Origin of the sequence: Stenotrophomonas sp. DR822 (genome assembly GCF_019793815.1) — a bacterium.
Taxonomy (GTDB): domain Bacteria; phylum Pseudomonadota; class Gammaproteobacteria; order Xanthomonadales; family Xanthomonadaceae; genus Stenotrophomonas; species Stenotrophomonas indicatrix.
In genome coordinates this window covers 1,882,087-1,904,838 of the sequence record NZ_CP081826.1, presented here as the reverse complement: position 1 = coordinate 1,904,838, position 22,752 = coordinate 1,882,087, and the positions used below count along the sequence as shown (strand labels likewise).

15 protein-coding genes and 4 tRNA genes are annotated in these 22,752 nt (G+C 66.0%); 13 read left to right on the top strand and 6 right to left on the bottom strand.

Features of this window, described 5'->3' with window-relative positions:
* Window positions 1-362 precede the first annotated feature (362 nt).
* The 6 genes from K5K93_RS08880 to K5K93_RS08855 form a co-directional block, all read right to left on the bottom strand.
* A complete protein-coding gene (locus K5K93_RS08880) occupies window positions 363-3,707 on the bottom strand; it encodes an autotransporter outer membrane beta-barrel domain-containing protein (RefSeq protein ID WP_261311952.1) in 3,345 nt (1,114 codons plus the stop codon).
* Window positions 3,708-3,867: 160 nt separating this feature from the next.
* On the bottom strand, window positions 3,868-4,509 hold the full coding sequence (locus K5K93_RS08875; protein ID WP_093818989.1) for a response regulator transcription factor: 642 nt from the start codon (window positions 4,507-4,509) through the stop codon (window positions 3,868-3,870).
* Window positions 4,506-7,706 (bottom strand): hybrid sensor histidine kinase/response regulator, encoded by a 3,201-nt coding sequence (locus K5K93_RS08870; RefSeq protein ID WP_222390593.1) that lies wholly within the window; start codon window positions 7,704-7,706, stop codon window positions 4,506-4,508. The genes K5K93_RS08875 and K5K93_RS08870 overlap by 4 nt, the downstream gene beginning before the upstream one ends.
* Window positions 7,707-7,832: 126 nt before the next feature.
* Window positions 7,833-9,050 (bottom strand): EAL domain-containing response regulator, encoded by a 1,218-nt coding sequence (locus K5K93_RS08865; RefSeq protein ID WP_093818991.1) that lies wholly within the window; start codon window positions 9,048-9,050, stop codon window positions 7,833-7,835.
* Complete coding sequence (locus K5K93_RS08860) at window positions 9,047-11,812, bottom strand: response regulator (RefSeq protein WP_222390592.1); 2,766 nt, start codon at window positions 11,810-11,812, stop codon at window positions 9,047-9,049. The genes K5K93_RS08865 and K5K93_RS08860 overlap by 4 nt, the downstream gene beginning before the upstream one ends.
* 179 nt (window positions 11,813-11,991) lie before the next feature.
* On the bottom strand, window positions 11,992-14,730 hold the full coding sequence (locus K5K93_RS08855) for a TonB-dependent receptor (RefSeq protein WP_222390591.1): 2,739 nt from the start codon (window positions 14,728-14,730) through the stop codon (window positions 11,992-11,994).
* A gap of 170 nt (window positions 14,731-14,900) precedes the next feature.
* On the opposite strand from K5K93_RS08855, the gene K5K93_RS08850 reads away from it, so the two are divergent.
* The 13 genes from K5K93_RS08850 (at window position 14,901) to rplL (ending at window position 22,621) form a co-directional block, all read left to right on the top strand.
* Window positions 14,901-15,920, top strand: a complete 1,020-nt coding sequence (locus tag K5K93_RS08850) for a cyanophycinase (RefSeq protein ID WP_222390589.1) — start codon at window positions 14,901-14,903, stop codon at window positions 15,918-15,920.
* A gap of 111 nt (window positions 15,921-16,031) precedes the next feature.
* Complete coding sequence (locus K5K93_RS08845) at window positions 16,032-17,042, top strand: isoaspartyl peptidase/L-asparaginase (RefSeq protein WP_033830429.1); 1,011 nt, start codon at window positions 16,032-16,034, stop codon at window positions 17,040-17,042.
* A 142-nt stretch (window positions 17,043-17,184) separates the two neighbouring features.
* Window positions 17,185-17,270, top strand: a tRNA-Tyr gene (locus tag K5K93_RS08840).
* Between the two features lie 26 nt (window positions 17,271-17,296).
* Window positions 17,297-17,370: transfer RNA gene (locus tag K5K93_RS08835), tRNA-Gly, on the top strand.
* A gap of 48 nt (window positions 17,371-17,418) precedes the next feature.
* A tRNA-Thr gene (locus tag K5K93_RS08830) sits at window positions 17,419-17,494 on the top strand.
* 40 nt (window positions 17,495-17,534) lie between these two features.
* Window positions 17,535-18,725 carry an elongation factor Tu gene (tuf, locus tag K5K93_RS08825; protein ID WP_117309620.1) on the top strand — a complete coding sequence of 397 codons (1,191 nt, stop codon included), beginning with the start codon at window positions 17,535-17,537 and terminating at the stop codon, window positions 18,723-18,725.
* A gap of 101 nt (window positions 18,726-18,826) precedes the next feature.
* Window positions 18,827-18,902, top strand: a tRNA-Trp gene (locus K5K93_RS08820).
* Between the two features lie 48 nt (window positions 18,903-18,950).
* Complete coding sequence (gene secE / locus K5K93_RS08815) at window positions 18,951-19,364, top strand: preprotein translocase subunit SecE (protein WP_025879351.1); 414 nt, start codon at window positions 18,951-18,953, stop codon at window positions 19,362-19,364.
* 10 nt (window positions 19,365-19,374) lie between these two features.
* The gene (gene nusG, locus K5K93_RS08810) at window positions 19,375-19,935 is read left to right on the top strand and encodes a transcription termination/antitermination protein NusG (RefSeq protein WP_093821423.1); all 561 of its coding nucleotides are present in this window, start codon (window positions 19,375-19,377) and stop codon (window positions 19,933-19,935) included.
* 196 nt (window positions 19,936-20,131) lie between these two features.
* Window positions 20,132-20,560 carry a 50S ribosomal protein L11 gene (gene rplK / locus K5K93_RS08805; RefSeq protein ID WP_004145248.1) on the top strand — a complete coding sequence of 143 codons (429 nt, stop codon included), beginning with the start codon at window positions 20,132-20,134 and terminating at the stop codon, window positions 20,558-20,560.
* 4 nt (window positions 20,561-20,564) lie between these two features.
* Window positions 20,565-21,263: a 50S ribosomal protein L1 gene (gene rplA / locus K5K93_RS08800; protein ID WP_025879349.1), complete on the top strand. Its 699-nt coding sequence runs from the start codon at window positions 20,565-20,567 to the stop codon at window positions 21,261-21,263.
* 389 nt (window positions 21,264-21,652) lie between these two features.
* Complete coding sequence (gene rplJ, locus K5K93_RS08795; RefSeq protein ID WP_049469632.1) at window positions 21,653-22,189, top strand: 50S ribosomal protein L10; 537 nt, start codon at window positions 21,653-21,655, stop codon at window positions 22,187-22,189.
* A 63-nt stretch (window positions 22,190-22,252) separates the two neighbouring features.
* Window positions 22,253-22,621, top strand: coding sequence for a 50S ribosomal protein L7/L12 (rplL, locus tag K5K93_RS08790; protein ID WP_049469634.1), 369 nt, complete (start codon window positions 22,253-22,255; stop codon window positions 22,619-22,621).
* Window positions 22,622-22,752: the final 131 nt, after the last annotated feature.

The window sequence follows — 22,752 nt, the reverse complement described above, 5'->3', positions numbered from 1 at the left end:
CAGGGCTCGCAGCTACTTGTCCACATCAAACCCCCACGGCTTTCCACGTGGCGTGTGGAAAACCGACGAGGCCGCTGGACAAAAAACAGCCACGCCCTGAAACGCTTGCGGCATAACGTTCAAGCCGGGTTGTCCACATCAAGTCCGCAGCGCTTTCCACCTGCTGTGTGGAAAACATGTACCTGCCGGCGCGGTGGATTGGGTGGATAAAAAATCACCAGCGCCGAAAACGCTTGTCGTGCGTGGCTCATGGCCACTTGTCCACATCCAACCCCCATCGATTTCCACGCGTGGTGTGGAAAACAACAAGGGGTCCGACGACGCATCGCCGGACCCCTCGCTGGGATCACCCGTCGCAGCGCTTACCAGCGGTAAGAGACGCCCAGCTGACCGCTGGTATCGCCGAAGCCCATGCCGCCGGTCTGGTGGCTGATCTCACCCCAGCCGCGCCAGCCACCCGACAGATTCACCTGCACGCCGGCCTTGGCTTCGTAGATGTCACGCGGCAACTGCCGGCGCAGGCGTTCTCCGTCCACCGCGATGGTCGCGTCGTTGCCACCAGACCACCAGTTCACCGCGACGAACGGCTGTACCTGCCCCTGGCGCTGGGTCAGCGAACGCGTGTACAGGCGCAGTCCCACACGCGTGGTGGTGCTGTCCTTGCCGCGCCCTTCAACCACCGTGCCGTTGGCCTCGACCACGCGGTCGGCGTCGTAGCGGCTGTGGATCACCTGCAGCTGTGGCTCCAGGTAGAGCCCGCGCTGGGCCGTGCGCTGCACGGGCAGCACATAGCCTGCCTCGGCCGACCCCGTCCAGCTGCGCGAACGATAGTGCTCCTTCTGCAGCCCTTCGCCCTGCACGCTGTTGCGGAATCGCCCGTACTGCAGCCAGCCGTCCACATACGCACCATGCCCCATCCGCGCGTCCTGCAACCAGGTCGCATACAGGCCCAGGCTGCTGCCGTTGACCACACCGTGCGCGGTGTAACCGGTCACCTGCGAGCGACTGTCATTGCGCGCCCGGCCGTGGCCGGCCATCACACCTGCCTGCAGCTGGCCGCCGGCATTGGTTTCGAATCGACGACCGACGCCCAGCAGCACGCTGTTGAGCTCGCTGTCCGCGTCCACCTGGTGGCCGCGGCTGCCGGGCGCGCTGCTGCGCACCTGTGCCCATGCAATGGCGTCACTGCCACCATCGATCGCCTCGGCAGGATCGCCGCTGCGGTCGTACAGGCTGTGCCGGAACATGCCAAGCGCACTGCTCTGGTTGGCCATGTACACCGCCGGTTCCGGACGCTCCACGCGCGGCGGTGCCGGCGGCAGCGGCGGATCGACGGGCGGAACTACCGGCGGATCGATCGGCGGAGCAGGCGGATCGATCGGCGGAGTCGGCGGATCAATCGGCGGATCGGGCGGTTCCGGCGGGTCGACCGGCGGGACGTATTCCGAGCGCAGGTACCAGTTGCCGTCATCCGGGGTGGAGACGCCGCCCTTGTACAGGAAGTAGTCGTAAGCGCCGGCCACCGCGCGTCCCTGCAGCGAGAACTGCGCATCGGACTGGCCGCCCACGCTGATCAGGCGGATGCCTTCGCTGGTCAGGGCACCGGCGCCCCCTGCGTTGCGCACGCTGACGGAGGCGGTGCCACTGCTGTTGCCCTGGATCACCAGCTGGTCACCCAGCGAGGCATCGTCGCCCAGCGCGCGGTTGAACAGCCAGTGGCCATCGTTGCCGACATAGTCGCCGGTGACGGTCAGGGTCTTGAAGTCGCCGGTGGTGGGGGCGACGAAGGCGATGGTGCCGGCATGGTCCAGCGAACCGACGCTGGAACTGGAACGCACGTTCCATTGGCTGCTGCCGTCCATCGCCAGCTGCGCGACCTGGTAGCCCGAGTCGTTGCGCAGCGCGCCGTTGAACACGGTGGCGTTGCGCAGCGTCATCTGCACGTTGGCGGTGGCGCTGTCGACCACCACATCGCCGGTCAGGCGGCTGTTGTCGGCAGTGAAGAGAATGTCTGCGGTGGCGACCGAGCTTCCGTCGGTGAACACCGTGTCGCTCACCCGCAGCAGGCGGCCACCGTCGAGGTTGCCCTGTCGGCGCGCGATGACATCGGTGTTGTTGAGTGTCAGCTCGTGGTTGCTGCCCTGCAGCCACAGGGCGGGCCCATCCTGGGTCTGCAGGCTGCTGTTGTTGAACACCAGGCGGTCCCAGTACGGCCCGAACACCGTGATGTAGGAGCGATAGGCACCCGAATTCGTGCCCTGCGCATGGATGCTCAGGTTGTCGGCGGTGAGCTTGGCCGTGTTCATCTGCACGATGCCGAACGAGGATGCACCCAGCGTGGTGATCGAGCCTCCGTCCAGCTGCGCATCGGCCGTGCTGCCGCCAAGGAAGACGCCGCCGCCGCCGGTGCCGTAAGTGGTGATGTCCAGGTTCTTGGCGCGGATGCGCGAGTAGGGCGTCGGTGGATTGCTGCCCGAGGCACGCAGGCCGTAGACACCATCGCCGTGGGTATCGATGCTGCCGCCGGTGATCGTGGCGGTACCACCCCAGACGTCCACGCCATGGCCGTAGCCGTTGTCGCCATAGGTGCTGATCGTGGTATCGGTGAGGTCGGCCAGCGAGTCCGCGCCGGACAGCCAGATACCGGAATAGCCGTCGCGCACGGTGAAGTGGGCACCGTTGGTGGTCAGCCTGGCCCAGCTGTTGACGTTGACGCCGTAACCGCCGACGGTCTCGAAACGGCCGCCGGTGATATCGGCGGTGGAGTACACGCGGTTGCCACTGTTGCCGAGCAGGCGGATGCTGCTGCCGCTGCTGCTGGCACTGCCACCTACGATCTGCAGCGTGCCACCGTTGTCGATGTCGAAGTAGCCGTTGACCACGTCCACGTCGCGCAGCGACAGCACGCTGCCGCTGCCGTCGGAGGACAAACGGCCGCTGTAGCCGCTGCTGGCTTCGGCGAAGGTCATCTTCAGCGATTCCAGCGACAGCAGTGCGCCTCCCTCGGCGTACACCGCACTGTTGGCACCGCCGTTGATCTCCGTACCGGCCACGTGCAGCTCGCTACCACGCCCAGTGGAATACAGCGCGTGCCCACCGCTGCTGACACGGCCACCGTTCAACCACACCTTGCCGCCGCCGGTGGCGTTGACCGTGCCGTAGCCGGAGCCGTTGCGGAAGGCATCGATGATGAGATTGTTGGCGCGGATCACGCTGCCCGCACCGCTGGCGTTCAGCGCATAGCCGACGCTGGCGCTGCCGTTGCCGAGCTGCAGCAGGCCGCCTTCAAGCAGGACGCTGCCCCCGGCACTGGCAAGGATGCCACTGCCTCCGCCGGTGATCGAGATGCGGCTGCCATCGATCGTAGCGCTGCTGCCGGCACCACTGGCCTCCAGCGCGTAGCCGCTGGCGCTGTGCTGCAGGGTGTCGTCGGCACCCAGCTGCAGGCTGCCACCATCGGTAACCTTCAACGGGCCCTGCAGTTCGGCCGCATGCACGGGCAGGGCGGCCCACAGGGCGCTGGCCAGCAGGCTGGGAATCAGGGGAAGGCGTGCCACGCGCGCGCAGGCGGGCGCACGGCGGCGCCGTGGGGGAGAGGCGTTCATGCTGTTGGATTCCTGTGGCAGGGCGCAGCGCGGCTGCGCGATCTGGCGCGGCAGGGCCGCGTCGCTGTGGAAACCGCGTGCGATGGCCGCTGCAGGCGCCATCCGGTTTCCCTCCCGCCGGTAAGGCGATGGCGACGGGAAATCGTCACCGTGGCGGGATGCATCCAGACTAGAAATCAGCCCTGTCCTATGGAATCAGGCGTTTCCTAAAGCACTTCGTGCCCGGCGCATGGGCCGGGCACGGTTCAGCGTTGTGGACGCCTCAGGCGAACAAGGACGCCTGCAGGCAGTACTCGATCAGCGCCTGGTCGCTGTCCACGCCCAGTTTGCGCATCGCGCTGATCTTCTGTGTGCTGACCGTCTTCGCGCTGCGCTGCAGTTGGCGGGCGATGTCGCCCACGCTCATGCCGCCGGTGAACAGGCGGATCACTTCCAGTTCCCGTGGAGAAAGGCGTGCCAGCACCACGGCGGCATCGGCCGGTTCCGCCGCGGCCACCGGCATCAGTCCGGGCGGGCGATAGATGCGGTCGGCCAGCACAGTGCGCAGCGCCTGTACGAGGCTGCCCAGGCCGTGGCTCTTGAGCACCACGCCGCCAGCGCCAGCGGCGTACATCGCCGCCACCAGCGAAGGATTGGAGACCATCGTCAATACCAGTACATGCGTGTCTGGGAAGCTGCGGCGCAGGAACGAGATCAGCTTGATGCCATCGCCGAAGCTGTCACCACCGGGCATGCTGTAATCGGTGATCACCGCATGCGGCTGGGTGCTCGTCATCAGCTCGATCAGTGTCACCGGATCGGCGGCCTCGCCGACCACGTCCAGGTCCAGCTCGCCTGCCAGCACATCGCGGATGCCGGCAAGCACGATCGGGTGGTCGTCAGCGATGAGGATGCGGGTGGTCATGGCAGTGTGGGCTTACGGAGAGGTGAGGAGGCGGCGACGTGCACCAATGGTTCCAGCAGCCGCTGCAGGCGCCGTTGGAAATGGCCGAGCGCCCCGGCCAGCGCAGGCAGCGTGTCGCCGTCGCCGATCTGTTGTTCGATCTGCTGGCCGTGTGCCACCAGTGCCGGTGCGCCGACGATCACCAGTGCGCCGCGGATGCGGTGCAGCACCTGTGCCACGCGTTCGGGCGAGGCATCGCCGATCGCCCGCTGCAGGCTGTCCAGGTCGGCCTGCATGGTCTGCACGAACAACGCCTGCATCTTTTCCGGAACCTGCAGGGGAGCATCGGCCTGTTCGTCGATGAGTTCGCTGTGCGGCCCGGCCGCGACCTGGGTCAGCAGGCGCTGCAGTGCTGCCAGGGTGATCGGCTTGACCAGCACTCCCTGCATGCCTGCCTCGTGGCAGCGTTGCCGTTCGGCCGGATCGGCGTTGGCGGTTGCGCCATGGATCGGAACGCCAACCCCACGCGCGCGCAGTGCACGGGCCAGGCCGTAACCGTCCAGTCCTGGCATGTTGAGATCGGTCAACACCAGGGCGAAAGGACGCTGCGGCCAATAGCGCAGCGCTTCATTGCCGTCGCTGGCGACCACGGCGTGGCAGCCGAGCTGCTCCAGCTGGTCACGCAGGATCGCCTGGTTGATCGGGTTGTCTTCGGCGACAAGTACCTGCAGCCCGAACCTGCGTGTTGCGGGCAGACGCCCGTTGACCTCGGCGGGCAGCGCTCGCCCGGCCGCGGCCGCTACCGCCATCACGATCGCATCCAGGCGATGCACGCCGACCTGCCAATGTCCCTGCACCTGTTGCGGCTGCATTCCGCCTTCGCGGCAGGCCACCACCTGCGGGCCATTCCACGCAGGCGCGCCCTCGTCCAGCACAAGGTCGAGCATCACCATGCCAGGGTCGACAAGCAGCGGCGCATCGTCGCGGTACACGCTGGCCTGTGCGCCACGCTGCTGCAGCCGATCGCATATCGATTGTGCAAACTCGCGGACGCTGCCGCGAACCTGCACCGGCAGCCCTGCCGGCAACTGCGGTGAAGCCGCCTGCAGTGGGTCGGGCGTTGCCTCAGGCAGCGGCAGTTCGACCGAGAAACTGCTGCCCAGGCCGCTTTCGCTGACCACCCGCAGGTGGCCGTCCATCATCGCGGTCAGGTGTGCGCAGATCGCCAGGCCCAGTCCGGTGCCACGCATGGCATCGGTGCCCGGGTTGGCCTGGAAGAAGGGTTCGAACAGATGTGCCTGGTGCTCGCTGGCGATGCCGATGCCGGTATCGGCCACCTGCCAGCGCAGCCAGCAGCGATCATCGACGTGCTGCGCACCCAGGCGCACCACGACCCGACCGCTGTCGGTGAACTTCAGCGCATTGCTGATCAGGTTGTTGAGGATCTGGCGGATGCGCGCGGCATCACCGTTGACCGCAGCCGGCACGTCCGGGTCGATGCAGGCGTAGAACTGCAGGCCCTTGTGTGCGGCGGCTGCGGCGTAGGAGTCCAGTGCGTCCTCGGTCAACCGCACCGGATCGAAGGCGCCGGGTTCCAGGCTCAGCTGGTCGGCCTCGGCCTTGCTGACATCCAGGATGTCGCTGATCAGCTGCATCAAGGTCGATGACGAGCGCTGGATCGTGTCCAGATAGTCCTGCTGGCGCGCATCCAGCGGGGTCAGGCCAAGCAGCTCCAGCGTGCCGAGCACGCCGTACAGCGGGGTGCGTATCTCATGGCTCATGGTGGCCAGGAACTGGCTTTTGGCCCGGTTGGCCTGGTCGGCCGCACGCCGTGCCTGCTGCAGCACCTGCTCGGCCTCGTGCTGGCTGCTGAGATCGATGAACAGGCACAGCACAGCGGGTTCGCCGCGATAGCGCGCGGGCGTGGCGGTGATCAGCAGGTGGCGGTTGTCCGGCGCGGTGTAGGCCATGCCGTCACCTGCGGTAGTGCCGCCGGCGGCGAGCACGCTGCGTCGCCAGGGCCCGTGCCAGCCACCCTCGGCGTGGTCTTCCCCCAGCCACTGGCGCGCCAGCGCGTTGTCCAGCAGCACGCGGCCATCGGTACGGCGCAGCAGGCACAATCCGATCGGTGCGTTGTCGAGGATGGTTCGGCTGAAGGCTTCGCTTTCCAGCAACCGCGCATGGTTGCGGCGCAGTGGCTCGATCACCGAGCGCCGGTAGGCGCGCAGGATCAGCACGCCACCGGTGGCCAGCAGCAGTGCCACCACCATGCTGCCCAGCAGGGGCCCGCGCGGGTGCTGGAACACCTGTTGCCAGCCCACGTGATACACCGCCAGCCAGCCGTGTTCGCTGCGCATGCGGAACAGCAGGCCGTCCAGTCCCGCGCGCCACGACGTAGCGGCGCGGCTGGCATCGCTGGCATCACCGAGCAGCAGGCGGCCGTTGCCATCGAACAGTGACATCCGTTCGAACACCGGCGTACCCATCACCTGGCGGTAGTCATCGACGCGGCCGGGATCCAGCAGGCAGGCCACGGCGGCCAGTGACTCGTCCTCGTTCTCGCCCCACAGGCGGGCATCCTGCGGCGCGTGCGCGATGGCAAGCAGCCGGGTCTGGCCTTCGCGCCAGGCCACCGGTGTCCAGACCACGCTGCCGCGGCGCAGCGCTGGACGTTCGCGCAGCACCTGGTGGATGGCGGCCAGTGCCGGCTGCAGGTGATGCGGGCTGCTCTGGCCCGGATCACCACGCGTTGTCTGGATCGGCGCAAGCAGGCCACGGCGGCCCTGGCCATCGACCAGCAGGCATTGCGGAGGCGGAAACCGGGACGCCGCCCAGAAGGCGCCGTAGAAGCGCAGGAAGCGGTCGCCCAGTTCGTCCGCTGCCTGTGCCGAAGCGCCGCTGTCGGCACCGATCCGGGCGAAACTGGCGAACAAGGGGCTGGGCGGCGCACGCGAGGCAGATTCGTCCACTGGCTGCCCGCGACTGCCCACGTCATGCAGGCGCCATTGCCGCAGGAAGCGGTCCTGTTCCTGCAGCGTGCCGTCCAGGCGACGGAAGTGATAGCGGATCTTGCTCTGTTCTTCGTTGAACAGCTGGCTGCCGGTGGACAGCAGCAGGCCGGCCTGCAGGGTTGCCAGCACCACCACGCCAATCAGCAGGGCATGTACGCGCAGGGAGCGGCGGGCGAGTCGGCGTACGGGAGCGGCCTCGGCCGGCATGGGCAGGTCTCGGAGCAGTAGGCGGTCGATGGCGGCCCGAAGGGCCCGGGGCACGGCCGGTACCGCCGCGCAGAGAGGATCGTCAATGACTCTTGATGGGATTGTGAAGCCTTTCAGCCTCGACTGTCAGCGCGATGCTGCACGGCTGCCGCGCGCGCCCTCATCCGGAGCATCTTCGCCCAGCAGTCGGGTGAAGTCGTCGGAGGGCAGCGCCTGCGAAATCAGGAAGCCCTGCACCTGGTTGCAGCCAAGCTGGCGCAGCGCGGCCAGATCGGCATCGCTCTCCACGCCTTCGGCAACGATGGTCAGGCCAAGCTGGTTGGCCAGCGCGATCACGGTGGTCAAGGTCAGGTGCAGGGCGGGATCGCGCGCGCAGCCGCTGACCAGCGCACGATCGATCTTGACCTCGGTGAAGGGAGTGTTGACCAGGTTGTGCACCGAGCTCAGGCCTTGGCCGAAGTCGTCCTGGGCCAGGCCGAATCCCTTCATCCGCAACCGGCACGCGCCTGCATAGAAGTCGCTGACGTGGCGGGTGGTGCTGTTTTCCATCAGTTCGAAGCACAGATCAGCTGGATTACCGCCCGCGGCCAAGGTCAATGCCAGCAGCTCATCGGGAAGGTCGGACTGCTCCAGCAGATGCGGTGGCAGGTTGATCGATACCGGTACGCGGAATCCCTGGGAGCGCCAGCGCGCCTGTGCCTTGATGCTGGCGGTGAGCATCGCGCGAAGCAGTTCGCCCTCCAGGCCATGGCGGCACAGTGCCGGCAGGAAGCTTCCAGGCGCCAGTGTTCCGAGCTGCGGATGGCGCCAGCGCACCAGCGCCTCGGCGGCAACCACGCGCCCGGACTGCAACGACTTCTTCGGCTGGAACCAGGCGGTCAGGCTGCCGTCGGCCAGCGCCTGCCGCAGCTGCACCGCGTCCGGTTCCGGAGCCAGTGCAGCCGGGCTGGTGCGCACGGCTGGCCGGGCCTGCGCCAGTGCATCGAGCAGCGCATCGACATCGCTGGCGGCGACCGGCTTGGCCAGCAGCCCGACCACGTCCAGGCCCAGGGATTCGGCCATCAACCGCGCCGAACTCATCATCCGCCGCGAAGCTGCGCTGACCACGGCAAGCCGCGGCGGGCGCGGCTGCGCGGCCAGTGCCTGGATGAACTGGATGCCATCCTGGCCGGGCATCAACAGATCGCTCACCACCAGGTCATAGGCCTGGCAGGCACACAGGGCGATAGCCGCGTCCACGTCTTCGCAGGCGTCGACCTGCACGCCGGCGCGCGCGCTGAACAGATTGACGAGATAGCCGCGTTGGAACGGCTGGTCTTCCAGGATCAGGACACGGCGGGTCATGCGGGATCTCCTTGGCGAACGGCGGAAAGCGCCTGACGCAGGCGTGCGATATCGATGGGTTTGCTCAGGTAGCCCTGCATGCCGCTGGCCAGGCAGCGCTCGCGCTCCTCGGCGGTAGCATTGGCGGTGGCGCCGATCACCGGCAGCAGGGTGCCCTCCGCCCGCAGCTGGCGCGCCAGGGCGTGGCCGTCCATGCGCGGCATGTTGATGTCGGTGACCACCAGGTCGAAGTCATGGGCCTGGCACAGCTGCAACGCCTCGACCCCATCCTGCGCAAGCTCCACTTCGCAGCCCAGGGCCTGCAGCTGTTCGGCCAGGATCACCCGGTTGATGGGATTGTCCTCCACGGCCAGCACCCGCAGTCCCAGCGGGCCCGGTTGCACATCGCGCGCTGCGGTCGGCAGCGTTGCGCATTGGCGCTGCTGGCGCGCGACCGCCAGGGCGATCGAGGACATGCCATGCAGGGTGACCAGCAGCGCGCCATCGGCGGTGGGGGCGGGTTGGTCGCCACCATCGATCGAGGCCAGCACCCGCGGTCCCTGCCAGGCCAACGGCTGTTCCGCCTCGCCATCCATCAGGATCGCGCCGGCGTGGTCGAGCAGGGCAGGATCGCCCTGCAGCGGCTGCGCATTGGCACCCCAGCGGCGCAGCCAGCCACAGGCACTGTCGACCAGCTCGCGATCGCGGCCGCGCACGTAGACCGGCGGTTCGGCCAGCAATGCGGGGCCATCCTCGGTCGCCGCCAGCACCGGCAAGGGCAGGCGCACGGTGAAACTGCTGCCCAGTCCCGGTTCGCTGACCACGCGCAGTTCGCCACTCATCAAGCGCACCAGGCGGTCGCTGATCGACAGGCCCAGCCCGGTGCCCTGCGCACTGGCAGCGCCACGGACCTGACGGAAGGGCTCGAACAGGCGTGCCTGTTCCTCGGTGGCGATGCCCACGCCGGTATCGGTGACCTGCCAGGCCAGCACGCTCGACTCGCCTTCGCGCTGCACCAGCCGTACACGCAGCACCACCCGGCCATGCTCGGTGAACTTGATGGCATTGCTGAGCAGGTTGCCGAGCACCTGGCGGATCCGGTCGGCATCACCGAGCACCCGTGTCGGCAACCGGGGATCGGTGCAGACCAGTACCTGCAGGCCCTTGCGCGTCGCCGCAGCGGCGAAGCTGCGCAGCACGCTCTCGGTCAGCTCGCGCGGCGAGAACGATGCCGGCTCCAGGCTCAGCTGGCCCGATTCGATCTTGGACACATCCAGCACGTCGCTGATCAGTTGCAACAGCACCGACGAGGAACTCTCGATGGTGCGCAGGTACTGCGACTGGCGCGCATCCAGGGGCGTGCGACCGAGCAGCTCCAGCGTGCCAAGCACCCCGTACAGCGGCGTGCGGATCTCATGGCTCATGGTCGCCAGGAACGCGCTCTTGGCCTGGTTTGCGGCGTCGGCCGCCTGCCTTGCCGAAGACAGCGCTGCCTGCGCCTGGCGATGGCGTGAGATGTCATGGAAAACGCACAGCAGCACGTCGTCATCCTGGTAGCGGCAGGCCGCATGCAGCACCTGCAGTTGGCGACCGTCGCGTGCGGTGAACTCCAGGCCGCGACCGCGTTCACCGGCATGCCCGCGCCACGGTGCCTGCCAATCGCTGTCCGCGCCGTCCTCGCCCAGCCAGTCGCGCAGCAACTGGTTGGACAGCAGCAGCTGACGGTCGCTGCGACGCAGGACACAGATGCCGACCGGCGCCAGGTCGATCACCGTGGAACTGAAATCCAGGCTTTCCAGCAGGCGCCGGTGCTGCAGCAGGGCCGGCTGGATCAACTGGCGGTCGACACGTCGCCGCAGCAGGCGCAGCGCGATGCCAGCCAGCAGCAGCAACACACTGCTGATCAGCAGCGAGGTCGCCATGTCGCCAAGCAGCAGGCGGGGAGGCAGGTGATAGACCAGCCGCCAGCCGTCATTGCCTACGCCCTTCACCAAGGCCACGCCGCGGGGCAGGCCCATGCTCCAGAGCACGCCGAAACTGTCGTCCTGGCGCTGCTGCAGTGCTTTCCAGCCTGCGCTGTCCAGGCGTGGAGCCAGGCTCGACAGGGCGGGCTGCCCGTCGCGGTCCAGCAGGGCGTAGCCGCCGATGCCCTGGCCATCGATCATGTCCGAGGCGGCCGCACTGTCCAGCAGCAGTATCAACCACTGGCCCGGTTGCGGTCCGGCCTGTACCGGTTGTGCCAGGGCGACCCCGGCGTCGCCGGCGCGCAGCCAGTACACCGGATCGGTACCGGCAAGCGTGCCGCTGCGCTGCCGCAGTACGTGCAGCGTGGGCAGGCCGGCGATGTCCACGTCGGCCTGGCCGCCGGCCAGCCAATGCGTTCCCTGCGCGTCGACCAGCAGCAGATGGGTCTGCAGGGTCTGCAGCGTGTGTTCTGCGCGCGGCGACAGCAGCAGGCGCTGGCCCGGCTTTCCACCCGGCCCGTCCAGCGGCAGCTGGCGTACGACCTCGCTGGACGGCGCCAACGGATCACCCACCACCACCGAATCGCCCAGATAGCGCAGCAGGGCCTCACGCTGGTCGAAGTAGATCTGCGCCCTGTACGCGGCGGCATTCATGTCGCGGCGGTGGCTGGAGATATCTTCGGTCAACGCGGTCAGCAGGTAGAAGCCGGTGGCGGCAGCCAGGCACAGGAACACGCACACCGTCAGCCAGCGCAGCAGCACCGAAGCGGTGGTCGGCGGTGCGACCAAGGGCAGGGAAGGGCGAGGGAATCGGAACATGCACCGATCCTAGGGAGGACGGTCACCCGCCCGGAATCAGCCATGTCCTAAAAAGCGGCGTGCCCGCCGTGGAGGAGGCCGCCGGCGGGGAACCGTTCAGGCTGGGGCAGCGGCTGGCGGTCAAAAAAAAGACCCCCGCCGAAGCGGGGGTCTGTGGCGGGCTACCAGCAGGGCGGCCCTTACAGCGCGCTGCCACCGAACTTGTGGGTGTACTGCAGGTTGATGGTGCGGCCGACGCTGTCGAACCAGGACACGTCGTAGTACGGGTACGCCGTGTAGGTATTGTCCTTCGGCGGCATCTTGTTGAACACATTGACCACCGACAGCGACAACCGCGAGTGATCGTCGAAGCGGTACTGCAGCGAAGCGTTGTAGCGGTAGGTCGCCTTGATCCAGGGGCTGTCGCCGTTTTCCTCGTCGAACACCTGGTCGTAGCTGTCCGAGGTCGGCAGCCTGCCCAGGCGCGAGCCGTACACGGTGGCCGACCAGGCGTCCTTTTCCCACGTCACGCTGACGCTGGTCTTGGTGCGGGGAATATCGAAGCCGCTGTTGATCGCGAACTGGTCTTCGGTCACATCACCGGCATAACGCTGGAAATCATGCTTCTTCACCCAGGTGTGGGTGCCATTGAAGATGAAGTCGCCAATGCCGGTCTGCAGGCGGTAGCGCAGGCCGACGTCGATGCCGGAGGTGGACTCGCGCGCCACGTTGATCGGATTGACGTGCACACCGTACAGACGGCCGTCGGCGGTGCGGGTGATGCGGGCCAGGGCGTCCACGCAGGTCGGCGAGCCGATGTCGGCGCCGCCCAGGCGGCAGTTCGCTTCGTTGGCCAGGATCGTACGCACGTCCATGTCCTGAACCTGGTCGCGCATGTCGATGTTGAACCAGTCTGCCGACAGGTCCAGGCCGGCAGCCGGCGACCAGACGAAGCCAGCGCTCCAGGAAGTGCTGGTTTCCGGTTCCAGCTCGCGGTTGCCGCTGCGGCTGCGGATCACGTTGCGCTCGTAGTCGGCGCAATCATCGGCGGCGTCGGCGCGGCAGTTGTACAGATCCTCCGCGCTGGTCTCGTCGTTGCCCGGGCCGGCGAACACATAGTGCAGGTCCGGCGCACGGAACGCGGTGCCGTACGAGCCGCGCACCAGCAGCGTGTCGATCGGGCGCCATTCCAGGCCGCCGCTCCAGGTCGCCTTGCCGATGGTGTGGCCCGAATAGCGGTACTGGTCGTAACGGCCGGCCACGCTCAGGTTGACCGTTTCATGCAGCGGCATGCGCAGCTCGGCGGCAGTCGCCCAGCGGTTGCGCGAGCCCTTGCCGTCCGAATCCTTCCAGCTGTAGTAGTAATAGCCGGTCGCCAGCGGGTCCGGGTTGAGCGCATAGGCCTGCTGGCCCACTTCCACCGTCGCGGCAAAGCCGGCATCGCCACCGGGCAGGGTGAACAGCGAACCATTGGTCAGGGTCAACGCCGCCGTCTCGGTGCGCGACTTCGGCGTATAGGTGGTGCGTGCGGCGATCGAATCGTACTCGGCACGGGTCAGCGGCCGGTACAGGCGCGACGGATCGGCGTTGTAGATGGGGAAGCCGTCCTCGTCCTCGCCCAGCTGCGGGCCCAGGAACAGGTCGTTGGCCTTGGATGCAATGATCTGCGCCCAGCTGATCCGCGACTGGTACTGCGAATGGCTCAGTGCTGCTTCGTAGTCCCAGTTGCCGATCAGGTTGCCCTTGAAGCCGGTGGTCACGCTGAAGGTCTTCTGCGTGCTGCGCACCATCGCATTGTCCAGCCCGCCCATTTCCTCGGGCGAGAACTGGCGCTGCCAGAACTCGATCTCGCCGGTGGCTTCATTGTTGAAGTAACCCGACTCATCGCCGTCGGCGGCCATGCGGCCCCACTTGGTGACATCGCGCATCAGCGACATCGTGTGGTAGCCCAGCTGCACGTCGGCAAACCACTGCTGGCCGTTGTCGAAGTCGTAGCTGAGCGAGGCATAGCCGTTGGCGCCGCGGCGCTTGCTGAGGATGGTGCCGTAGCCGATCGCGCTGTCGCTGCCGCAGTAATAGCCGTAGCGCGGACGGAACGCGCGGTAGGTGCTGCCCTGGTTCTGCCCGGCCAACGCCTCGCAGGTTGCCGCGCCCGGGTCCAGGTAGTCATCGTTGTAATCGGTGCGCAGGTAGGAACGACGGGCGATGCGCGCGCCTTCGGTCGGGCCGTCCTGCGTCGAGTCCTGGATGTCGCGGTCGTAGGCCCACAGCGGCGTCTGCGACTGCAGTTCGACGCTGTACACCGCGTTGAAGTTGCCGCTGCTGAAGCCGCTGGCCAGGCTCATGTCGAACGACTCACCACCGCCTTCGGTGGTGGTGCCCATGCGCATGTCGATGGTGCTGCCATCGGCCTGCTTCTTCAGGATGAAATTGACCACGCCGGCGATCGCATCCGAGCCGTAGATGGCTGACGCACTGCCGGTCAGCACTTCAATGCGGTCGATCATGCCCAGCGGAATGTTGGACACATCGGTGAAGTTGCTGCGGCCCTTGAACGGCATCGGGAAGTCGGCGATGCGACGGCCGTTGACCAGCACCAGGGTGTGGTTCGGCCCCAACCCGCGCAGGTCGACCTGCTGCGCACCCGGCGAGAAATCGGCCCCTCCGGAGGACTGCTGGCTCTGCGTCTCACCGCCGTTCTGGGTCATCGCGCGCAGTACGTCCGGCACGGTGGTGAAGCCGCTGGAGCGGATCTGCTCTGCGTTGATGACAGTGATCGGCGCCGGTCCTTCCACCTGGGCGCGCGGGATGCGTGAGCCGGTCACCTGCACCGCATCCAACTGTTGTACCGAAGAGGAAGCGGGAGTCTGTGCCGCCGCCGAAGCAGCAACGCCCATCAACGCCAGCTGGATCGACCACGCCATCGCCTGTCTACGCATGAGAAATTCTCGGAAGTAATGCCGGCCCACAGAGGAGGGGCCCTGTCCCCCATTCACATTTCAGGAATGGGCGCGCGCATTTAACGCCTTTTTTATGTCCTTGACTACTGGGGATAGGTCTGGCAAAGAGTGAAAACGGTTGCAGGCCGTTTTTGTTCAGGGAGATCAGAATGCGACGCCTTCGCTACGGGCTGCGTGGCCCGCTCATCGCCTTGCTGCTGTCGGCGCTCTTCTGCTCATCGCCAGCGGCGGCACAGGAACTGATGGACCCGGGCTTCGCCTACTACGAAGTGGGCGATCTGGATGCACCGCGGCCTGGCCCGCGAGCCCCCGCGATGATGCTGATGGGCGGTGGCGAATGGGTGCCTGAAGCCTTCCAGTGGTGGCTGCGCCAGGCCGGCAATGGCCGTGTGCTGATCCTGCGCGCCTCCGGCACCGATGAGCTGCAGGACCGTCTGTACCGGGAGATTGGCGGCACCACCGCCGTGCAGACCCTGGTGTTCGACAACCGCCGCGGCGCCGATGACCCGGCCGTGCTGCGGGTCGTTGCGGCGGCCGATGCGATCTTCATCGCCGGCGGCGACCAGTCCCGCTACATCCGCTTCTGGAAGGGCACCGCGCTCAATCGCGCGCTGAATGCCCACGTGCGCGCCGGCAAGCCGATTGCCGGCACCAGCGCCGGGCTGGCCATCCTCGGCGGCTACGCCTATGGCGCGCTGGACGGCGGCAGCATCGATTCGGCCAGCGCCATGGCCGACCCGATGGGCGAGGCGGTGACCCTGGACCGCGGCTTCCTGCAGTTGCCCTACCTGCAGCGGGTAGTCACCGACACCCACTTCGACAAGCGCGACCGTCTCGGTCGCCTGATCGTGTTCGTGGCCCGCGCCGCGCATGACAGTGGTGACCCGGACATGGTCGGCATCGGCGTCGACGAAGACACGGCCCTGTGCGTGGAGCCTGACGGCCAGGCCCAGGTCTACAGCGCCGACGGCGAAGGCAAGGTCTGGGTGGTCAGCCCCGGACGCGACGCCGACCGGCTGGTGGTAGGCGAGCCCCTGCGCTTCCATGCGGTACCGGTCACCGTGGTCGCCAGCGGCAGTCGCATGCGCCTGGACGACCTGCAGGCCGATGCGGCCTACCAGGCTTTGGCTGAAATCAGCGATGGCGAGATTGAAGTCGTCCGCCAATGATCCGGTAGCGCCGGGCCATGCCCGGCGGATGCCGTCGCGCTGTGCCTTCCAACGGGCATGGCCCGACGCTACCGTGCAATCCAATCCTTGTCCTGCTGGAGACCTGCTTCCATGAAACTGCGCCTGGCGCTGTCCGCGCTGTTGTCCCTGCCACTGCTGGCCCAGGCCGCACCCACCGCATCACCGCTGCTGGTCATCCACGGCGGTGCCGGGGTGGAGCGCAAGGATCTCTCCGCGGCAGAAGAACAGGCCGCGCGCGCTGCGCTGAAGGCGGCATTGCTGAAGGGCCATGCCGAACTTGCAGCAGGGCGTCCGGCACTGGCGGCGGTCACCGCAGCCATCACCGTGCTCGAGGATGATCCGACCTTCAACGCGGGCAAGGGCGCGGTGTTCACCCACGAAGGCCGCAATGAACTGGACGCGGCGGTGATGGACGGCGCCACCCAGGCGGCCGGAGCAGTGGCCGGCGTGCAGCGCGTGCGCAACCCGATCCTCCTCGCGCAGGCGGTGATGCAGAAATCCAGGCACGTGATGATGGTGGGGCAGGGCGCCGAAGCCTTCGCCACCGAACAGGGCGTGACCCTGGTCGACCCTTCCTACTTCCGCACCGACAAGCGCTGGCAGCAGCTGCAGCGTGCATTGAAGGAAGAAGCGAGCGGGCAGGCGCATGCCGACCTGGAAACCGCAAAGCACTTCGGCACGGTCGGTGCGGTCGCCCTGGATGCACAGGGGCATCTTGCTGCAGGCACCTCCACTGGCGGCATGACCAACAAGCGCTATGGACGTGTCGGCGATTCGCCGATCATCGGTGCCGGCACCTGGGCCGATGCGCGTTGTGCGGTGTCGGGTACCGGTTGGGGCGAGTACTACATCCGTACCGCGGCAGCCCATGAGATCTGCGCGCGCATGCGCTACCTCGGTCAGTCGCCGGAACAGGCGGGCAAGGGCGTGATCAACGACGCGATTCCGCAGATGGGCGGCGATGGCGGGGCGATCGTGCTCTCTGCAGATGGAAAAGCGGCAGCGCCGTTCAACACCCAGGGCATGTATCGGGGCTGGATCGGGGCCGATGGCGTTGCCCATGTGGCCATCTTTGCCGACGAGACAATCGCGCTGCCTTGAGCAGACCCTTGCGTATCAAGGGGTTTGCGACGCGCGTGAAAAAAAGTGAAAAAAAGCGTTGACAGACCCCCGCTTCATCTCCAGAATTGCGGGCTCACCACCACACACCGCAACGCTTCGGCGGCACGGAATGGGGTGGTAAGGAGGGATACCCAAGCGGCCAACGGGGGCAGACTGTAAATCTGCTGGCTTACGCCTTCGGTGGTTCGAATCCACCTCCCTCCACCAGCTTCACGTTGTGGCACATTCCCGGTGCGGGAGTAGTTCAATGGTAGAACCTCAGCCTTCCAAGCTGATGGTGCGGGTTCGATTCCCGTCTCCCGCTCCATTGAATGAACTTTGAATATTATCGAGTTCATGCCATAATGCAAAACTCGCTCACGTAGCTCAGTCGGTAGAGCACTTCCTTGGTAAGGAAGAGGTCGAAGGTTCGATTCCTTTCGTGAGCACCATCTACCAGCACCACACCAGACGAATTCGAGATAAGCAGCCATGGCCAAGGGTAAGTTCGAGCGCACCAAGCCGCACGTCAACGTCGGCACCATCGGTCACGTCGACCACGGCAAGACCACGCTGACCGCCGCACTGACCAAGATCGGTGCCGAGCGCTTTGGTGGCGAGTTCAAGGATTACTCCGCGATCGACGCCGCGCCGGAAGAAAAGGCGCGTGGCATCACGATCTCGACCGCGCACGTCGAATACGAATCCACTACCCGTCACTACGCCCACGTCGACTGCCCGGGCCATGCTGACTACGTCAAGAACATGATCACCGGTGCTGCCCAGATGGACGGCGCGATCCTGGTGTGCTCGGCCGCTGACGGCCCGATGCCGCAGACCCGCGAGCACATCCTGCTGTCGCGTCAGGTCGGCGTGCCGTACATCGTCGTGTTCCTGAACAAGGCCGACATGGTTGACGATGCCGAGCTGCTGGAACTGGTCGAAATGGAAGTCCGCGAGCTGCTGAGCAAGTACGACTTCCCGGGCGACGACACCCCGATCATCTCGGGTTCGGCCCGCCTGGCGCTGGAAGGCGACCAGAGCGACATCGGCGTGCCGGCCGTCATCAAGCTGGTCGAGGCGCTGGACACCTGGATCCCGACCCCGGAGCGTGACGTCGACAAGGCATTCCTGATGCCGGTCGAAGACGTGTTCTCGATCTCGGGTCGCGGTACCGTGGTGACCGGTCGTATCGAGCGCGGCGTGATCAAGGTCGGCGAAGAAATCGAAATCGTCGGCATCCGTCCGGTGCAGAAGACCACCGTGACCGGCGTGGAAATGTTCCGCAAGCTGCTGGACCAGGGCCAGGCAGGCGACAACGCCGGTCTGCTGCTGCGCGGCACCAAGCGTGACGACGTCGAGCGTGGCCAGGTTCTGGCCAAGCCGGGTTCGATCAAGCCGCACACCAAGTTCGACGCCGAAGTGTACGTGCTGTCGAAGGATGAGGGCGGCCGTCACACCCCGTTCTTCAAGGGCTACCGTCCGCAGTTCTACTTCCGCACCACCGACATCACCGGTGCGGTCGAGCTGCCGGAAGGCGTCGAGATGGTGATGCCGGGCGACAACGTGAAGATGGTTGTCACCCTGATCAACCCGGTCGCCATGGACGCCGGCCTGCGCTTCGCCATCCGCGAAGGTGGCCGTACCGTCGGTGCTGGCGTGGTTGCCACCATCCTCGAGTAAGCCTGCATGCCGGCGGTCGCATAGCGCTGCCGGTCTGGCGAGTGGCGGGCCGGGAACCTCGGTCCGCCTTCGCCGTCTAAGGGAAGGCAAGTTTTCAACGTACGCCAGTAGCTCAATTGGCAGAGCAGCGGTCTCCAAAACCGCAGGTTGGGGGTTCGAGTCCCTCCTGGCGTGCCATCTGCCCACCTTACCGAGCGGCCCTGCCGCTAAAGCAGACACAGCCTGATGAATAGCAAGATCGAACATTCCAAGGACACCTCCGCGCAAGGCGGGGATATCGTCAAGTACGTCCTCGCATCGCTGCTGGTGCTGGCAGGTCTGTTCGTCTGGTTCTGGTTCTCCGCCGACTCCGGTCGCGCTGCCCAGCTGGGCGCGTGGGCGGGTCAGCTGCGTGCGTTGGCGGTCGTGGTCGGCCTGGTTGGCGGTATCGGCGTGTTCATGCTGACCGGCAAGGGGCGCGACACCCGCGAATTCCTCTCCGAGTCGCGTTTCGAACTGCGTAAAGTGGTTTGGCCGACCCGTCAGGAAGCCATTCGCATGACCTGGGTGGTGATTGTCGTCGTCCTGATCCTCAGCCTGCTGCTGGGTGGGTTCGACTTCTTCATCCAGAAACTGACTCAGTGGTTCCTGAGCCGCTAAGGAGAAATGCATGAAGCGTTGGTACGTCGTTCACGCCTATTCGGGCTTCGAGAAGTCGGTGGCGCAGGCTCTGCGCGATCGCATCGCCCGTGACGGCATGGAAGAGCGCTTCGGCGACGTCCTGGTTCCGACCGAGGAAGTAATCGAAATGCGCGCCGGCCAGAAGCGCCGTTCCGAGCGCAAGTTCTTCCCGGGTTACGTGCTGGTCCAGATCGAGACCCACGAAGAAGCGGGCATTCCGCGCATCGACAACGAAAGCTGGCACCTGGTCAAGGAAACCCCGCGCGTCATGGGCTTCATCGGCGGAACCGCCGATCGTCCGCTGCCGATCGCCGATTCCGAGGCCGAGTCGATCCTGAACCGTGTCCAGGAAGGTGTCGAGAAGCCGCGTCCGAAGGTGCTGTTCGAACCGGGCCAGATGGTCCGCGTCACCGACGGTCCGTTCAACGACTTCAACGGTGTGGTCGAAGAAGTCAATTACGAGAAGAGCCGTCTGCGCGTCTCGGTGCTGATCTTCGGTCGCGCCACCCCGGTCGAGCTCGAGTTCGGTCAGGTCGAAAAGGCCGTCTGACCAGAATTCACGTGCCGCTTCAGGCATGTGAAGGAAAAACCTGATATGCTGCGCGGCTCCCGTTGGGAAGCTGGCGGGACGAGGCCACCGAAAGGTGGCCTTCGGCATGATTTCAAAACGCGATGCCGGGACGCGTGATTCCCGGTCCGATGGGGAGCCTGTTGTCGCAAGGCGCTAGCACCCGGAGAGTACTCACATGGCAAAGAAAGTTGTCGGTTATATCAAGCTGCAGGTGAAGGCCGGTCAGGCCAACCCCTCGCCGCCGGTCGGTCCTGCGCTGGGTCAGCGCGGCCTGAACATCATGGAATTCTGCAAGGCCTTCAATGCCGCCACGCAGAAGCTCGAGCCGGGTCTGCCGGTTCCGGTGATCATCACGGCCTATTCGGACCGTACGTTCACCTTCATCACCAAGAGCACCCCGGCCACCACCCTGCTGAAGAAGGCCGCTGGCATCTCGTCGGGCTCCAAGCGCCCGAACACCGAGAAGGTCGGCAAGGTCACCCGTAAGCAGCTGGAAGAGATCGCCAAGGCGAAGGAACCGGATCTGACTGCCGCCGATCTGGACGCCGCCGTGCGTACCATCGCTGGCTCTGCCCGTTCCATGGGCCTCGTGGTGGAGGGTTAAGAAGATGGCACAGACCAAGCGTGAGAAGGCCATCAAGGCCGCTATCGTTCCGGGCAAGGCATACGCCTTCGAGGACGCGATCAACATCCTGAAGACCGCCACCAAGGCCAAGTTCGTCGAGTCGATCGACGTTGCGGTGCGCCTGGGCGTCGACGCGAAGAAGTCCGACCAGCAGGTTCGTGGCTCCACCGTGCTGCCGGCAGGTACCGGCAAGTCGGTCCGCGTCGCTGTCTTCGCTCCGGCCGGTGCCAAGGCTGACGAAGCCCTGGCCGCTGGCGCCGAAGCCGTCGGCATGGACGACCTGGCCGAGAAGATGCAGGCCGGCGATCTGAACTACGACGTCGTGATCGCGACCCCGGACGCAATGCGCGTCGTCGGCAAGCTGGGCACCGTGCTGGGCCCGCGCGGCCTGATGCCGAACCCGAAGGTCGGCACCGTCTCCCCGAACCCGGGTGAGGCTGTGAAGAATGCCAAGTCGGGTCAGGTGCGTTACCGCACCGACAAGGCCGGCATCATCCACTGCACCATCGGCAAGGCCGACTTCGCCGAAGACGCGCTGAAGTCGAACCTGACCGCGCTGCTGCTGGACCTGATCAAGGCCAAGCCGGCTACCTCGAAGGGCACCTACCTGCAGAAGGTTTCGGTCAGCTCGACGATGGGCCCGGGCGTCACCGTCGACCAGTCGTCGCTGAGCCTGAAGTAATCGTTTCAAGCGGTCGCGGGGTCCCTCGGGTCCCGCGACCGTGACATTTGAAGGCATCGCCGGCAACCCATCGCCGGTGGTAGCCGTCAAAGACCGCAGGTGCGGTCGTGGCATGCCGGCGACGGGCAGGGAAGCTCGATTTGGCAGGGAGTCGCCGCCGGAGCAGTCACGAACGCTTAATCGATTCCCCGGAATCACCCTGCGTAGATGGTGCCCTTCTGGAGTTTTTCTGGTTCACGCACGTCTGGGGTTACCCAGGTTGGCCCACTCCAGGTCTAGAACGGCCCACCCCCCGGAACATCATTCCGATGTTCCCGGCGTCCAGGACGGATGCCGCACAGGACCGCACACGGCAGGAGCCGTAAGCGGAGTTCAATCGGAGGAGTGCAATGGCTCTCAATCTGTCCCAGAAGCAAGAAGTAGTCGCGGAGCTGGCAGACATCGCCGCCAAGGCCCACTCCTTGATCGCAGCCGAATACGCTGGCACCACGGTCGCCCAGATGACCGCGATGCGCAAGCAGGCTCGTGAAACCGGCGTTTTCTTGAAAGTTGTCAAGAACACCCTGGCTTCGCGTGCTGTTGAAGGCACCGAGTTCGCAGTCGCACAGGACCAGATGGTTGGTCCGCTGCTGTACGCGTTCTCGCTCGAGGAGCCCGGTGCAGCCGGTCGCCTGATCAAGGATGCCGCCAAGGGCAACGACAAGCTGAAGGCCAAGGTCGTCGCAATCGGTGGTGAAGTGTTCCCGGCGAGCCACGTCGAGGTTCTGGCATCGCTGCCGACCCGCGACCAGGCCCTGGCAATGCTGGCACGTGTCCTGACCGAGCCGGTCACGATGTTCGCCCGCGCCATCAAGGCAATCGGCGACAAGCAGAATGGTGGCGACGTCGCCGCCGACGCTGCTGAACCGGCCGCCGAGACCGCCTGAGTTTCGACCAATCGTGGTTCCTGACGGAACCTCAATCCAGAAAAACATCCAAAGGTAATTATCATGTCCCTTACCAACGAACAGATCGTCGACGCCATCGCCGAGAAGTCCCTGATGGAAGTGATGGAGCTGGTCAAGGCCATCGAAGAGAAGTTCGGCGTCTCCGCCGCTGCTCCGGTTGCCGTTGCTGGCCCGGCCGGCCCGGCCGCTCCGGTCGAAGAGCAGACCGAATTCGTCGTCACCCTGAAGACCGCTGGCGACAAGAAGGTTGAAGTCATCAAGGCCGTCCGCGCCATCACCGGCCTGGGCCTGAAGGAAGCGAAGGACCTGGCCGAAGCCGGCGGCGTCCTGAAGGACAACGCTTCGAAGGACGAAGCCGAGAAGATGAAGAAGGACCTGGAAGCTGCTGGCGCGACTGTCGAAGTCAAGTAAGCACTTCCTTTGCGTCGCCATCGAAATCCGGCGATGCAGCCAAGGCTGGGGGCGTAAGCCCCCGGCCTTTGGTCGTTGTTGCGGTGCTGTAGATCCACGCCATGCGTGGGTGTGAAAAACGGCAAAAAAGC